Raw genomic sequence first — 16,495 nt, 5'->3', positions numbered from 1 at the left:
ATTTAAAGTTTCTTGTTTGCATTTCAATATAGTTATTGTCTCGAACTTTAAATGATTGCCTTAAAAATTAATTGGGGATATTTATGAAAAATAAATCTTTTATTTTTTTATTTGTATTGATTTTCATGATGGTTTTGTCAATTAGTTCTGTTTCTGCTGATGATTTACAAACAACTTATTCTGGAGAAGTTTCAGGGGATGTTGATGTGGCTACGGTTAATCCGTGGGAGACTAGTGGCAGTTTAACATATGATATTCCTTCCGAAGCTAAGGATATCAAGCATGCAGACATTTATGTTAATGTTTATGGAGGCAGTGCTAAAAATACTCATGGGGCAAATGCCAATGTGAGTTTAAAAACTAAAGACGGTGAAAATCAAATAGCTAGCGAATCGTTATGGACTGAAGAAGGAAGTACTGATGGAACTATTTATATTGTAAATGACCATGTCAATAAATGTTATTCAGATTATCAAATGCATTATGATATTACTGATTCTGTAAAGGGATTGAATGGTTCCTCAATTACAATTAATGTAAATACTTTCATGATGCCTAATAAAACATTTGATGGTAGAATTAAGTTAATTGCTTTAATTTTAGCATATGATGACGGTGACAGTGATGTAATTAATTATTGGGTGGATTCTACTCAAAAGTGGACAAAAACCAATGTTACAACTGTATTCAATACAGAAAACATATCAAACATCAATGGTGCTAATTTAATTAATGTTGCTCTTTCAAGTGCTGATGGAAGTTTTAGAGTTAATGGTGAACTGATCGGAGACCCTACTGTGCATGAATCCGGTAATTACTACCAATATAATTCATGGGATATATCCGGTAATATGAAAAATGGTCAAAATACAGAGCTGCTGTCTATGAATGTTGGGTCAGGTACCTATTCATCCCTTAAAAATGTTTTAACTGTCCTGAAGGTTAATCACATTAATGCAGCGGTTTCACTAACAACCGAATATTCCAATACTTGTTATGCTGGTACTAACAATACAATTACAATTAACGTTAACTCCGATAAAAAAGGAAAATATTTAATTGAGTTAGTTGCTGATGGAATTGTTGTAAATAGTACTGAAATGGATTTGGATGGTGAAAATCAAACAACCTTATTATTAACTGACCCTACTATTCGTTCAGTTGATGCATCAACTGTTAATGGGGCAGATAATCCTCAGGTAATCTATGTTGTGAATGTTAAATATAATGATGTTGCTGTTACCAGTTCAAATAAAACTGTACCTGTTTTATACAATGGTAACCTTGGAAAGGACTTTGCTTATCCATCCGGAGGATTTGAATCATTTGCAAATATTTCATTTACAGGAGACATTGTAATTGATACTAAAAACGAAAGTTCATATAAATCCGGTGCTGCAGGTACAACTGAAATCTGGAATGTTGACTTAAGCAGCGGTTCTACTATTGTAAAAGGATTTATTTATGTTCCATACAACTGGTTTAATGGAAAAACATACATTGAAAATGAATCAATGTTTAATGTAACATTCAATAACCAAACAGTTTATCCTGTTGGATTTTACAGAGACCAAAGCAACTTGGGATCTTACGGCAAATACGGTTATGGAGTTGTAGTTTATGATGTAACAAAATTGCTTAAAAAGGGTAATAATACATTTGTTTTAAATAAAATCAACCCTACACCAGCTATTTATCCAAGCACTTTAATTTATATGTACAACACAACTAATAGTGATGTAATTAAAAAGATTTACATTATGAATGATGCAGATTTGCTTACAAATGCAAATAATAATGCTGGAAGAGTTGTTCAAGCAAATTCAAATATTATGATTAATTCTAAAGATATTGTTAATGCAAAATTATATGTATTTGCTTCCGGTGCTCAGACCGGTGAAGGAAATCTCATTGTGAATAATAAATTATTTGAAAATGTTTGGAATGGAACTAGTAAAACTACAGACATGTTTGCTGCTGATATAACAGATATTGTAAAAAGTTCAAATGATATTAGTTTTGTTGCCACAGGGTCTACAATCTTGGCTTTACAGCAATTTATTGTAACTACTCAGAAAGCTCCAATAAAAACCGTTGTGACTCCGACAATGTTGTCTACTACTTACGATTCAGGCAAATACTTCAATATTAAAGTTTTAGATAATGACAAAAAACCGGTTAAAGGCTTAAAACTCACATTAAAGGTTTTCACAGGTAAAAAATACGCTACTTATTATGTGACTACTGATTCAAAAGGCATTGCCAGCTTTAAAAAAGCTTCCCTCTTATCAATCGGAAATCATAAAGTGGAAATTACTGCTAATAATAAAAATTATGTTGTTAAAAAGACCACATCATCTATTAAAGTAGCTAAAGCTAAAACAATTGTCAAAGCGCCTAAAGTAACTGTTAAATATAAAAAATCCAAATACTTCAAGGTAACTGTCAAAAACAAAGCAACTAAAAAAGTTGTTAAAAATATTGTAGTTAAAGTAAAGGTTTTCACAGGTAAAAAATACAAAGTCTACAAAATTAAAACCAACAAACACGGTACTGCCAGTTTGAAAACCAAGAACTTGAAAGTAGGTAGTCATAAAGTTGTTTTATACTCAGGCAACTCCAAATACACTATCAGTTCAAAAAGTTTAATTAAAGTTAAAAGATAGGGTTTAATTTTCAACCCTATTCTCTTCTTTTTTTCATCACTTTTCCCATAACCTGCCAGATGCGGCGACCATTTTCGCACTTTCATTTTGTTGAATATATCTTGAATTATTCTCCTGTTTGTTTTGTTTTGTTGTTTTTTTATTGCACATTATATTGATTTAATGGACTGTTCCGGAACAATATTAAAATTTGGAACTGATGATATATCTGCGCACATGATGAAATGGGATTTTTGAAATTTTATTTTCAAAAGTCAAACAAGATTCCTGCAAATCCATTTTTTTAATGAATATTTTCTTTTGCTTGTGTGTTTAAGGTATTGTAGTAATATCCTTTTAGCTCAAGAAGTTCTTCATGTGTTCCCTCCTCAATTATTTCACCGTCTTCGATTACAATGATTTTATCTGCATTTCTAATTGTTGATAATCTGTGGGCTATGATTAAACTGGTTTTGTTTTCCATCAGCTTATCCATGGCTTTCTGAATTAGCTTTTCGGTTCTTGTATCGACACTTGAGGTTGCTTCATCCAGAATTAAAACCTCTTTAGATGAAAGGATTGTTCTGGCTATTGTTAATAACTGTTTTTGCCCATGTGAAATATTGTCTGAATCTTCATTTAAAACGGTTTTATAACCATTCGGCAGCTGTTTTACAAAATTGTCCACATAGACCTGTTTTGAAGCATCAATTAAATCTTCATCACTAACATCTAAGTTTCCATAACGTATGTTGCTTTTGATGCTGGCTGAAAATAGCCATGAATCCTGCAGGACCATTCCTATGTGGGACCTGAGGGAATTCTTGTCGTATTCTTCAATATCAACGCCGTCGATTTTTATTTTTCCCGAATCGATTTCATAAAATCTCATAAGCAGTTTGACAATTGTTGTTTTTCCCGCTCCTGTTTCGCCAACAATAGCTATTTTCTGACCCTTTTTAACATCAAAGGACAGGTCCTTGATTATCTTTTCATCAGGACTGTAGCTGAAACTCACATTTTCAAAGGCAATTCCCTCTTTTATTTCTCCCAGCTTTTTATCTGATGTGTTTTCCTCATCGTCATAATCTAAAAACTCAAAAATACGTTCGCTTGCAGCCATTGCGGTTTGTATCTGGTTCATGACTTTTGTAATCTGCTGTATAGGTCTTGTAAAGCTTTGTGTGTACTGGAAAAATGCAAGTATGTCTCCCACTGCTATTGCTTTTTGAAGAACAAATACGGCACCTAAAACCGCGACTATGACATAGGTGAAGTTTGAAATGAAGTTCATTAAAGGTCCGTTCAGGCTTGAGTAAAACTGTGATTTCCATTCCTGTTCATACCAGTTTTCATTATCCCTTTCAAATTTCTCCATGGACATGTCCTCCTGGTTGAACGCACGGATAATGTCATGGCCTGTAAAGCTTTCTTCAATTTGAGCATTTAGAGATCCTTTAAAGACTAATTGCTTTAGGAAGTAACCTTGAGAATATTTTGTAATAAATCTGATTATTAAAAACGCAATTGGAATAAGAATGACTGTTGTTAGTGTCATCCAGATGTTTATGCTCAGCATCATGACAAACACTCCGATAAGGGTAATCACAGCAGTAGTTAGCTGTATAAATGACTGTGTGATTCCGTGCTGGAGCGAGTCAACATCATTTGTAATTCTTGATAATATGTCTCCTCTTTTATTTTCATCAACACTTTCCATCGGCAGGTGCAGAATCTTGTCAACCATCCTTTCCCTTAAGTCATAACTTATTTTTGTAGAGACTTTAATTAAAAAGAAGCTTTGAAGGTATGAAAATATGGAACTGATGACATATAGTATGACAACCATTGTTAAAAGATTAAACAAGACGGCGAAGTCAATTGTTCCTGTGTGCTGGGCGATACTGTTTATTCCATCAAAAATTGTTGTTGTGGCTCTGCCTATAAGCAGAGGGGCTACAATTGTAAATAATGTTGAAATTACCGCGCAGATAACTGTTAGGGACAATTTAAATTTATGGTCTTTTAAGATAGTGAGTATATTTTCAATGGCTTTTTTATTATCGGCGGCTTTTTCGGGAGGTCTTCTTCTGATTGGTCTTGGACTCATAAAATCCCCTCCATGCTGTCGATTTGAGTATTGACGATTTCTTTATAGATTTCACAGCTTTCAGCCAAGGTTTGATGTGTTCCTCTCTCAACAATCTCTCCATTATCAATTACAAGTATCTCATCAGCATCCATAATGGTTGAAATCCTCTGGGATACAATCAGAATAGCGGATTCCTTTAAATTTTTCAGATTATTCTTTATTTTCCGTTCTGTATTCATGTCAAGCGCTGAGAAACAATCGTCAAAAATGTAAAAATCATGTTTGTCAATAAGAGCTCTTGCGATTGATAGGCGTTGCTTTTGACCCCCTGAAAAGTTGGATCCTCCTTGAGCCACCTCATCTTTAAGGTCAGATACAAAATCGACCTGGGCCTGGCTGAGAGCATTTTCGATTTCTTCATCTGTAGCATCGCTTTTTCCAATCAGCATGTTTGATTTAATGTCTCCCTGGAACAGCAATGCTTTTTGAGGTGTAAAACTGATTTTATCCCTTAAACTTTTTAATTTCAAGTTTTTAATATTTTCACCATCGATTAAGATTTCGCCGGAGCTCGGGTCCTGAAGGCGGGGAATCAAATTGAGGATTGTTGATTTTCCGCTTCCGGTTCCACCAATGATTGCAGTGGTTTTTCCGGGTTTCAGTGAAAAATTAATGTCTTTAAGGGTTTCTTTTTCACTGTTTGGATAGCTGTATGAAACATTTTTAAACTCGATTGTTGCATTGTTTGAAATGTCTGCAAGTTCGCCGTCTGTTATTGTTAATTCGGTGTTTAACACTTCATTTACACGTCTTCCGGAAACAAGTATTCTTGGAAGGATAATGAAAAATGCGCCGATCATTAAAAATGAAGTTACAACCTGGGTTGAATATTGGATAAACGCAATAATGTCTCCTGTCAGAACAGATCCCTTTAATGCATCATAGGCTCCGAAATATAGGATTAGGACAATCATCAAATTCATAATCAGCGTCATCAATGGAAGCATGATAAGCATATTTCTGAAAACGTAGATATTGACGTCGTAAAACTCTTTATTTATTTTCCTGAATTTTTCTTCTTCAAAATCCTGTCTTACAAATGCCTTAATTACAGGAATTCCAATTAAAATTTCTCTTGATGTTTTATTGATTCTATCAATAATTTCCTGAATTACTTTAAAGTAAGGAAGCACCCTTACAATAACAATAATTAAAAGAAGCACGACTGCAATAAATGTGACAAAAATAATCCATGAAAGGTTTGTTTTAAGTTCAAAGGCTTTTATTATACTTCCAATTCCCAGAAGAGGTGCGAACAATATTGTTGTAAAAATCATTCCAAGGACGCTCTGGAGCTGGTTTATGTCGTTTGTTGACCTGGTAATTAAAGAAGACCTTGAAATTTCATTAAGCTCATGATTTGAGAATTTTAAAACTTTCCCGTAAACAGTTTTTCTTAAATCCTTGGCATAGCCGGATGATACCCTGCTTGAAAAATAAGACACTCCAACTGTTGCAAGAGCAGATGCCGCAACCATCAAAAGCATGATTGCTCCGATATTTACAATAAACTGCAAATCAGCGTTTTGAATACCTATATCCACAATATCTGCAGTATATTGGGGCAATGTCAAGTCACAGTACACCTGAACAAGCAAAAATAAAAATATCGCAAAGACCTGTCCGATTCTATTTTTTATTGGAGCTATTAGTTTTTTCATCGTATAATATTAAGAGTTTCAATGTTTATAAACGTTTTAGAGGTGTGCTGATTTTTGTTTAAAAGTGAATGGCTATGGATAAACTGCTTTTGAAAAATTTAAAATAGGAGATGTTTTCATTTTTAAATCCATAGGCGCTATAATTGGGAGTTTATTTTTTAAAATCTGTGAGGATATTTCATATGGGAATAGCGGAATGGCTGCAGGATTATCTGCCGATAGGTCACATAACTGATTATTGTTGACATTCTCTCACTTCATGATGCAATCATGCATTTCTCATGAAAAACAGGAGGATAATGTTATATGCAGTGTATGGATTAATAAGCCTGTCCTGATGGGGTGAACATATAAACATCATCCGGTTTTAAAAAATCCTGAAATTTCAATCTTGCTGTGTAAACCTTTTCCACATTCCAGTTTGAAGAACACTTTTCTCACTTGCCTCTTCTAACTTTAGGAATAGTTTCCAGGGCATGGAAAGCATCAAATAATCATTTGGAATGAAGTGTTTCATCTTGCTTCTTCCTGCAAAGTCAATCGGACTTAAAACAGGTTTCGGATTGTCGCTTTCATTTTCTCTAAAGGTAAAGCATCCGATAGCCTGACATCCTGATGCCTGTGGAGTCAAAAGATATGTGTCCTTGAGTCTAAATGAAGTGTTTATTTGAACTAATGCAGTTAGTTCAATAGGATTTGCTGTAAATATAACTGAATCAGGTATTTCTCCCTCTTTTAGATTTTCCAGTCCTTTAAAAATCACATAATCTTCGCTGTCATAAACAGGCCTTGCTTTTATGCCTTTCTTTGCAGTTTCAAAATCAGTATATATCCGCTCTCCATGCTCAAACATTTCACGTGTCGGTTTTGCCATGCCGCTTATCTTTTCAATATATTCCTCTCTGTCAGGTGCGGATTCAGCTCCGCAGGATAAGAATGATGCCTGAAAATCAATTGCATCTTCATCTATAAATCCGTCTCCCCAACCAAAACCTGCTGATACTCCTCCGCAAGTAACATTTTCACGGCCGAAACAAGTTGTTTTACGTTTGGCAATTGTCTGAGCAATAAAACTCATTGCACAACCTCCTTTACCGGATTTTGGAGATACTGCATCTTCCGGTTTGGCGTCACTTTTAATCAGAACGATTGGCGGAAATTTCATTTCTAGTTCTTCAGATATGCTGCTCTTCATAATAACAACTCCTTGCTATTAATGTTTGATTTTTATATTAAATATTGATTTTTAAAAAAAAACTATAACATTTAAATACTACTTATGATAATCTTTAATAAGAATTTATAAGAGGTGATAAATTATGCGTAAGATTACTGTGCTGTTATTGGGCCTGGTTCTCATCGGAATGCTAATTCCAACCGGATTTGCAACAGAGCCCAATATAGTAATAACTTATGGTGAGACAACTTATTCAAATTCGAATTATAAGGCATTTGTTGATAACTTCTTTGTAAAACAAGCAAACGTTGATATTGATAATGATGTTGGTATAAAAACAATCACTGCTGATCAGGTAAATCAGGTGTCAAGCGGCATAACAGGCAAATATTACAACTCAAACCAGATATTGTCCTCGGCACTTGTGGACTTAAGCGTCAACAGTGATTTGGCGGTAAGTGTTGACAAATCAAAAATCACCACAATAACTGGTGAAATGTACCTTTCAGCTTTAAAATCAGCTGGAATAACAAACGGACATGTATACGTAACCAGTCCGGTTCAGTCAACCGGAGAATCTGCTCTTGCAGGAATTATGAATTCATATGAAGATGTAACTGATGTTGTAATTCCATATAATGTAAAAGAGGCAGCAAACGACGAAATTTACACACAAGCTGAAATTATTAATAATTCCGGTGTAAGTGGAGACGAATTGGCCAGTCTGGTAAGCCAGGTAAAGGACGAAGTATCCAAAGGCAATATTACAGACCACAACACAATTGTAAATATAATCAACAATTATGTTGAAAACAACAACATTAACATAACAAATAATGATATAGAAAACCTGGCCGATTCAATAGAACAGGTACAAAACGTCCAAGGTGATGTAAACCAATATAAAAATCAGCTGAATGAGATTTTAGGCGATAACTCAACCGGCGGATTTTCACTTGACGGACTTTTCGACTGGATTAAATCCTTTATAAACGGGATTTAATTCCCAACTTTTTTTTTACGAAATTTATTTATTCCTTTTACACTAAATTAATAACAAGGTGTTATTAATGACTATTAAAAACTGTCCAAAATGCGGAAATGAGATTGGTGATGAGGATATTGAATTCTGTACTGAATGCGGACACAAACTATCTGATAAATTTATTCCTATGAAAAACAGCTCAAAAGGATTTTTCGATAATATCTGTGAAAAAACAAGCTTTCCTGTTATCGTATTTTCATTTATAATATTCGGGATCTTTTTATTTATCGGCGCAATACTTTGGTCATCATTTATGGCTAACGGTTCAATCGACCTTATGACATATCTTTTACTGACTGTTGTATTTTCAGTATTCTTCGGAGGAGTTTTTGTCGGATACTTCGGATGTAGGGATGAGACATATATTGTTCCAAACATTTCAATGTATCTTGGAAGCATGTTTGCAGTTGTTTTATGTGGAATTGGATTGATATTCACATTCCTGATGGGAATACTCTCAGCTTTAAGTTCAATTTTCTCATCAGGCATGTCAGGCAATTCCTATTCTCCGGCATATCAGCCTGCATCTCCGGGATTTTCTCCCTCAGTTGACTTGAGCTTTGTTTTTAAGTTGGTATTATTTGTTTTGCTGATTCCGGTTTCATCCTACCTTGGAGTATATCTGGGATACATTTTAAAACAAAATATTTAATTTTTTTAGTGTCTTAAACGCATTCAGATTCATAACTGCTGTTTTTGGACTGCTTTTCTGTTGCGCTTTTAAGATTTTCTTTATTTTAATCCGGTTTTAGTTGAACTGCCGGGAGGATTTCTTTAAACGCCGTGTCTTAAATAAATCACTGCTGGCTGGCATGCTGGTAAATAAGTTCACCAGATTCGTGTAAATTATTTTTACCATTTATAATTTTAATTAAACATGCATGGTTTTTAAAATAAATTATTCTATCGCCACAAAAATAATTTCACTTTTTCCATTACTGGACAGTTTTTAGTGAAAATTGCTGAAATTCATTTAGATTTTTTGTGTTTTAAATTTTAAACCATTGGATTAAAATTTGTTATTGACCTTAAAAAAATTATAACATTAGTTATTTATGAAAATAGCTTGTCTAATCAGATTATGGGGGAATTAAATAAGAAAATTATATATAAAAGAATCAGTATATTATAAATCATTATAAATATATGAAGGTGAAATCGTGAGTTTTGATATGAGCGGAAAAGTAACAATAGTAACTGGCGGTGGAAAAGGAATAGGATTCGGAATAGCTAGCGCATTTGCAAAAGCAGGATCAAATCTGGTAATCACCGGCAGAACAGAATCAACACTCCAAAAAGCGAAGGAAGAACTTGAAAATGAATATGGCATAAAAGTTCTTGCGATTGTTGCTGATGGAGGATATGAAGACCAAGTAAAAGATGCAATCGAGAAAATCGCTGATGAATTCGGAAGAATCGATGTACTGATTAACAATGCACAGGCTTCCAAGTCAGGATTAAAACTTGTGGAGCATTCCAAAGAAGATTTCGATTTGGCCATCAACTCCGGATTATATGCAGTATTCAATTTCATGAAATACGCCCATCCGTATCTTAAAGAATCAAAAGGTTCTGTAATCAACTTCGCATCCGGTGCAGGATTGTTCGGAAGAGACGGACAATCATCATATGCAGCTGCAAAAGAAGGAATCAGAGGATTGTCCAGAGTAGCAGCAACAGAATGGGGTCAGGACGGCATCAATATCAATGTTGTATGTCCTCTTGTAATGACTGCACAGCTAGAACAGTGGAGAGAAGAATATCCTGAAATTTATGAAAAAACCATTCAGGGCATTCCGCTACAAAGATTCGGTGATGCTGAAGGGGATATTGGTGGAACCTGTCTATTCCTTGCTTCTGATGCTGCAAGCTATATTTCCGGTGAGACAATCACCCTTCAAGGCGGATCCGGTTTAAGACCATAAGAAAAGACTTGTTTCTTTTCTTTTTTTTTTTACTTTAATATTTGATTTATTAGCAGGTAGTGTATTTTTCTCTTATTGTTTATTTCGAATATTTTTTAAAAACTCAATGTCATTTATTCTTTTTTCCTTTAACTTAATATATTACTTGTTATAAAATTATTACTAATGCAATATTGATTTAATGTTGTAATTTTTGATTAGTGATTTGTTTTAAAGGTATTTTGTATGTCAACTCAAAGTGAAGCAGTATTGGAGAATAATCTGATTAAGCGATTATCTGAAAACGGATATGAATTTGTTAAAATTAAAAATGAAGATGAATTATTGGAAAATTTCAGAATTCAATTAAATAAGTTAAATGATTGCAAATTGACTGATGAGGAATTTGACAAGATCTTAATATATTTGGATCAAGGTTCGATTTTTGATAAAGCAAAAAAACTAAGGGACTATTATTTTATTGACAGAAAAGACGATCCTTTTTATATTAAATTTTTAAACCAGAAGGATTGGTGTAAAAATATTTTTCAGGTTTCTAATCAAATTACAATGGAATGCAAACATAAAAATAGATATGATGTAACTGTATTGATTAATGGGTTGCCATTAGTTCAAATTGAACTTAAAAGAAGAGGTATGCCTTTAAAAGAAGCATTTGATCAAATTACGAGATATAAGTTACATTCATATAAAGGGCTTTTTAATTATATTCAGATATTTGTTGTAAGTAATGGAATCAATACAAAATATTTTGCTAACGGATTAAAAAAAGACCTTCAATTTGAGTTTACTTTTTTCTGGAAAGACAAAAAGAATAATAATATCCGTTCGTTAGATGATTTTGCAGATACATTTTTAGAGAAGTGCAATCTTGCAAAGATGATTTCTAAATATGTGGTTTTAAATGAGTCTACAAAAAGACTAATGGTTTTAAGAGCTTATCAGATGTATGCTGTTGAAGAGGTAATACATCAAGCACTGGAAATTAAACAGAACGGTTATGTCTGGCACACGACAGGCAGTGGAAAAACAATTACCTCATATAAGGTAAGCCAATTGCTTGCAGAAAATAAATCCATCTATAAAGTGATATTTGTTGTGGATAGGCGTGATTTGGATTTACAGACAAATAAGGAATTTAACAGTTTCTGTGATGGATGTGTTAATACAACAAAACATACTGGTGCACTAATTAAAAATTTAACAACTGAGGGTAAGGGAAAATTAGTAACTACAACTATCCAAAAATTATCAAAAGCGGTTAAAACTGCAGGAGATAAAGCCAAACTTCAAAAAATTAAAGATAAAAATATTATTTTAATTTTTGATGAGTGTCATAGAAGTCAGTTTGGTGAAATGCATAGGACAATTACAGATTTTTTCACAAATTCCCTGTCATTTGGTTTTACAGGTACTCCTATTTTTGCCGATAATTCTGATGGAACAAGAACTACAAGCGATATTTTTGGTAAAAAACTCCATGAATATGTTATTAAAGATGCAATTGCTGATAATAATGTTTTAGGTTTTTCTGTTGATTACTTTGGTGGCGCTAAATTAAGTACACAAACGGATAAAGAAGTTAATAAGATCAACACTAAGGAATTCTTAGAATCGGATAATCGTTTAAATCAAATTGTGGATTATATTATTAAAAGTTATGACCGTAAAACTAGAAATAGGGAATTTAATGCAATGTTTACTGTTTCTAGAGGCGGAGTGATACATAAATATTATGATTTGTTTAAAAAGAAGGATCATGATTTAAAAATCGCCACTATATTTACTTTTAAAGCTAATGAAGATTTAAGCGAAAGTGAACACTCTCAGGATTTATTGGATAAATATATTCAAGATTACAATAATATGTTTGAAACAAATTTCACCAGTGATGATTTTAAACAGTATCATGCCGATGTTTCTAAAAGAATGAAAAACAGAGAAATTGATTTATTATTAGTTGTTGATATGTTTTTAACAGGATTCGATAGTAAATTTTTAAATACGCTTTATGTGGATAAGAATTTACAGTATCATGGATTACTTCAAGCATTTTCCCGAACAAATCGTATCTTTAACAAACGTAAATCCCAGGGCAATATTGTTTGCTTTACCAATTTAAAGGATAATGTTGATAAATCCATTACATTATTCTCTAATCCTGATGCACTGGACCATATTATTTTACCTCCATATGAAACATTTGTTAAATGGTTTAATGAAGGCCTTGAAAGATTATTTAAACTTGTCGAAACTGCTGCTGAATCATTGAATCTTCAAAGTGAAAATGATAAGAAAAATTTTGTATTAATATTTAGGGATTTAATTAGGAATAAAAACAAATTAGATATCTTCACGGAATTTACTTGGGATGATGTTAAAATTAACGAACAGGAATTCAATGATTTCAAAAGTGCTTATTTAGATATTTATGATGAGTTTAAACCTCATGATAATGACGGCGAATCTGTTTTAGATGATATTGATTTTGAATTGGAACTTCTTAGAACTGATCAAATTAATGTAGATTATATATTGAATTTATTAGCTGATTTGGATATGAATAGTCCTAGTTTTGAGCATGATAAACATCGCATTATCAGTATTATGAAAGAACATGAGAATTTGCGCAGTAAGATTGATCTAATCGAAAAATTCATTAATGAAAGATTAGGCAACATTGATAGTAAAGTTACAAATGTTGGTGAGGAATTTGATAACTTTATGAGATATGAAAAAAAACAAGCTATGTGCGAAATTGTTGATGAAGAACATTTAAATGAGGGTGTTGCTCGTGAGGTCTTTGAACTTTTTGAATTTTCCGGTAAACTTGATGATGATTTAATTAAACAATCATTCATTGATAAATTGAAGTTTAAAGAACGTAAAAATAAGGTCAACACAATCAAATTTAAAATTATGGACTTATTTGAAAGATTTAATTATTAATTTTATTTGTCATTAATAATTAATTACTAAAAAAATCAAAAAGTTTATATATTGTTGTTCCATAAATAATTATTTGTCATTAGTAATTAATTACAATTAATTTGTTGCTTATGAATAAATATTGTGAAATGATTTAAAATGAAGGATGTTATTAATATAAAATATGTTCAGGATCATCAAGAAGAAATTCTTAAAATAGAAGATATTATTCCCTCCCGCATATTCGAATGCATATCTGATGAAAAAATTAAAGAATATTTTGAATACAATAAACAAAATAGTGAATTTTTTGCAAAGGAATTTAAGAGCGTAGAGGAATGGGTAACTTCTGAAGAAACTGTATTGGATGAGGATTTTCCCGAAGATATTATAAACTTATTGGTAGATTGGGTTGATTGTTATCCTCAATTTGAAAAAGTATTAAACAGGGAATACTTTGATGAATTCATTGAAAATGATGGTGTTTTAGACCAATCTGATGAATTAAATGAGATAGAAAAGAGATTTCACAAGGTAATAATGCATAGAGTAGGATATTTGATTGAAAAATTTAAAATAGAGTTACCTCATATCAATCAGGAATTATCTGTGAAGACTGATTTCTTTTCACAAGAAAGTTTTCCAGTTCCAGGTATGTATGGTGGATTTTATTATTTCTTAACAATAGAAAATGGTGATTATGTATTGTATTCAGATAGTTGGTCTCGCATAGCCGGAGGTTCTGGACAAACTCACAGAATCACTGCTTTTGACTGTGAACTTATAGATGAAGGTTTTGTATAATGATTGTAAAAAAACTAGAAGATATAGCTGATGTATTTTCAGGAGTGCAAATATCTAGATTCATTGATTTAAATGGAAATAAGATTCCGATTATTAAAAATAAGTTTATCAATGAAAACATTTTAGATTATTACAATGAAAATATTTCTAAAAGCATTAATAAAAAATATTTTTCAAAAAAGGGAGATATTTTAATTTCCCTCTCACAACCAAATACGGTTAGCATATTAAAAGAAGAGGGATTTCTCATTCCAATGTATTTTGCGGTTATCCGATTAAATGAAGGATATGATCATTCTTTTATTTATCATTTAATCAGTAGCGAATCTTTTCACAAAAAATTACACATTTTTCTTGAAGGCGGTGCTTTAAAAGTTATTAAAGTTGCAGATTTAAAAAAAATGAAAATCAATATTCCAAATCTCGAAAAACAGAAGGGATATGGCAAATTTTTTGATTTAATCGATGAAAAAAATAGGTTATTGGAAAATAAAAAAGAATATAATAAAAAGATTAAAGAGTATTTAGTTCAAACTCAAATAAAAGGTGAATAAATGTCAAATTATCAAAATAGCTTGGAAAGTAAACTTTGGGCAATAGCAGACGAATTAAGAGGTAATATGGATGCAAACGAATTCAAGAATTATATTCTTGGATTTATTTTTTACAGATACCTGTCTGAAAAATTAGAATTACACATGAATGAAGAGTTAAAAGAAGATGATTTAACTTTTGAACAGGCATGGGTTGATGAGGACTACAAAGATGATTTAATGGATGAGGGTATTTCATCTTTAGGTTATTTTTTAGAGCCCCAATATTTATTTAGTAGCGTCATTGAAAAAGCAAAGGTTAATGAATTTATTTTAGGAGATTTGATTAAATCTTTAAATTACATCAGTAATTCTTCAATGGGTGCAAAAAGCCAGGAAGACTTTAGTAATCTTTTTGAAGATGTGGACTTAAACTCATCAAAACTTGGAAAATCAGATGATGATAAAAATAAATTAATCTCAAGAATTTTATTAAATCTTAATGATATTGATTTTAAATTAGATGATGATGAATCAGACATTTTAGGGGATGCATATGAATATTTAATAAGTCAATTTGCATCAAGTGCCGGTAAAAAAGCAGGGGAATTTTATACTCCTCAAGAAGTATCAAAAATACTTGCAAAAATTGTCACTTTTGGAAAGAATAAAATTAGAAATGTTTATGACCCGACATGCGGATCAGGTTCATTGCTCCTAAGGGTTTCTAAAGAAGCTCAAGTAGGTGATTTTTGTGGTCAGGAATTAAATCAAACAACATATAACCTGGCAAGAATGAATATGATACTTCACGGTGTTAAATATGGTGATTTTGATATTAAACAAGGAGATTCACTAAAATATCCTCAGCACATCAACACTAAATTCGAAGCAATAGTGGCTAATCCTCCATTTTCTGCAAAATGGTCCAGTGATAAATCATTTTTAGATGATGAAAGATTTGCAGCATATGGTAAACTTGCACCAAAATCAAAAGCGGATTATGCATTTGTACAACACATGATTTATCACCTGGAAGAAAATGGAACAATGGCAATTGTTTTACCTCACGGAGTTTTGTTTAGAGGTGCTGCAGAAAGTGTAATACGTAAATATCTCATTGATGAGAAAAACTACTTAGATGCAGTAATAGGCATTCCAGCTAATGTATTTTATGGAACAAGCATACCCACTGTCATTTTAGTATTCAAAAAGTGCCGTGAAGATGATTATGATGTATTATTCATTGATGCAAGTAAAGACTTTGAAAAAGTTAAAAATCAGAATAAATTAAGACATGAAGACATTGAAAAAATCATAAATACTTATGCAAATCGTGAAGAGATTGATAAATATTCACATAAAGCAAGTCTTGATGAAATTCGTGAAAATGATTTCAATTTAAACATTCCACGTTATGTTGACACTTTCGAAGAAGAAGAACCTATAGACTTGGATAAAGTTGTATCTGAACTTAAAAAGATAAATGAAGAAATGAAAGAAGTTGATGCTGAAATTAAAAAGTACTGTGATGAGTTAGGTATTCAAGCACCAATATTCGAGTGAGTTGGTTTTATGAGTGAAGAAAAGTTAGTACCTAAACTACGATTTAGTGGATTTGATGA

At 32.2% G+C, this 16,495-nt stretch carries 11 protein-coding genes; 8 read left to right on the top strand and 3 right to left on the bottom strand.

What is annotated here, in order from left to right:
- Positions 1–83: 83 nt before the first annotated feature.
- A complete protein-coding gene (locus Q4Q16_RS05855) occupies positions 84–2,666 on the top strand; it encodes a DUF3344 domain-containing protein (protein WP_303346793.1) in 2,583 nt (860 codons plus the stop codon).
- Between the two features lie 283 nt (positions 2,667–2,949).
- On the opposite strand, the gene Q4Q16_RS05850 is transcribed toward Q4Q16_RS05855, so the two are convergent.
- The 3 genes from Q4Q16_RS05850 to Q4Q16_RS05840 form a co-directional block, all read right to left on the bottom strand.
- Positions 2,950–4,755: an ABC transporter ATP-binding protein gene (locus Q4Q16_RS05850; protein WP_303346792.1), complete on the bottom strand. Its 1,806-nt coding sequence runs from the start codon at positions 4,753–4,755 to the stop codon at positions 2,950–2,952.
- Positions 4,752–6,458, bottom strand: a complete 1,707-nt coding sequence (locus Q4Q16_RS05845) for an ABC transporter ATP-binding protein (protein WP_303346791.1) — start codon at positions 6,456–6,458, stop codon at positions 4,752–4,754. The genes Q4Q16_RS05850 and Q4Q16_RS05845 overlap by 4 nt, the downstream gene beginning before the upstream one ends.
- Positions 6,459–6,843: 385 nt before the next feature.
- Positions 6,844–7,653, bottom strand: coding sequence for a DUF169 domain-containing protein (locus Q4Q16_RS05840; RefSeq protein WP_303346790.1), 810 nt, complete (start codon positions 7,651–7,653; stop codon positions 6,844–6,846).
- A 124-nt stretch (positions 7,654–7,777) separates the two neighbouring features.
- Here Q4Q16_RS05840 and Q4Q16_RS05835 point away from each other — a divergent pair, with 124 nt between their 5' ends.
- From Q4Q16_RS05835 to Q4Q16_RS05805, 7 genes are all read left to right on the top strand, one after another.
- Positions 7,778–8,638, top strand: coding sequence for a DUF1002 domain-containing protein (locus tag Q4Q16_RS05835; RefSeq protein ID WP_303346789.1), 861 nt, complete (start codon positions 7,778–7,780; stop codon positions 8,636–8,638).
- Between the two features lie 67 nt (positions 8,639–8,705).
- Positions 8,706–9,332: a zinc ribbon domain-containing protein gene (locus Q4Q16_RS05830; RefSeq protein WP_303346788.1), complete on the top strand. Its 627-nt coding sequence runs from the start codon at positions 8,706–8,708 to the stop codon at positions 9,330–9,332.
- 508 nt (positions 9,333–9,840) lie between these two features.
- The gene (locus tag Q4Q16_RS05825) at positions 9,841–10,605 is read left to right on the top strand and encodes an SDR family NAD(P)-dependent oxidoreductase (RefSeq protein WP_303346787.1); all 765 of its coding nucleotides are present in this window, start codon (positions 9,841–9,843) and stop codon (positions 10,603–10,605) included.
- Positions 10,606–10,830: 225 nt separating this feature from the next.
- The gene (locus Q4Q16_RS05820) at positions 10,831–13,554 is read left to right on the top strand and encodes a type I restriction endonuclease subunit R (protein WP_303346786.1); all 2,724 of its coding nucleotides are present in this window, start codon (positions 10,831–10,833) and stop codon (positions 13,552–13,554) included.
- 138 nt (positions 13,555–13,692) lie between these two features.
- Positions 13,693–14,337: a hypothetical protein gene (locus Q4Q16_RS05815; RefSeq protein ID WP_303346785.1), complete on the top strand. Its 645-nt coding sequence runs from the start codon at positions 13,693–13,695 to the stop codon at positions 14,335–14,337.
- Complete coding sequence (locus Q4Q16_RS05810) at positions 14,337–14,891, top strand: restriction endonuclease subunit S (protein ID WP_303346784.1); 555 nt, start codon at positions 14,337–14,339, stop codon at positions 14,889–14,891. Before Q4Q16_RS05815 ends, Q4Q16_RS05810 begins: the two co-directional genes overlap by 1 nt.
- Positions 14,892–16,436: a type I restriction-modification system subunit M gene (locus tag Q4Q16_RS05805; protein ID WP_303346783.1), complete on the top strand. Its 1,545-nt coding sequence runs from the start codon at positions 14,892–14,894 to the stop codon at positions 16,434–16,436.
- Positions 16,437–16,495: the final 59 nt, after the last annotated feature.

The organism is Methanobrevibacter sp., assembly GCF_030539875.1.
GTDB lineage: Archaea > Methanobacteriota > Methanobacteria > Methanobacteriales > Methanobacteriaceae > Methanocatella.
The sequence above is the reverse complement of the archived record's forward strand: the minus strand, read 5'-3'. Positions and strand labels throughout refer to the sequence as shown.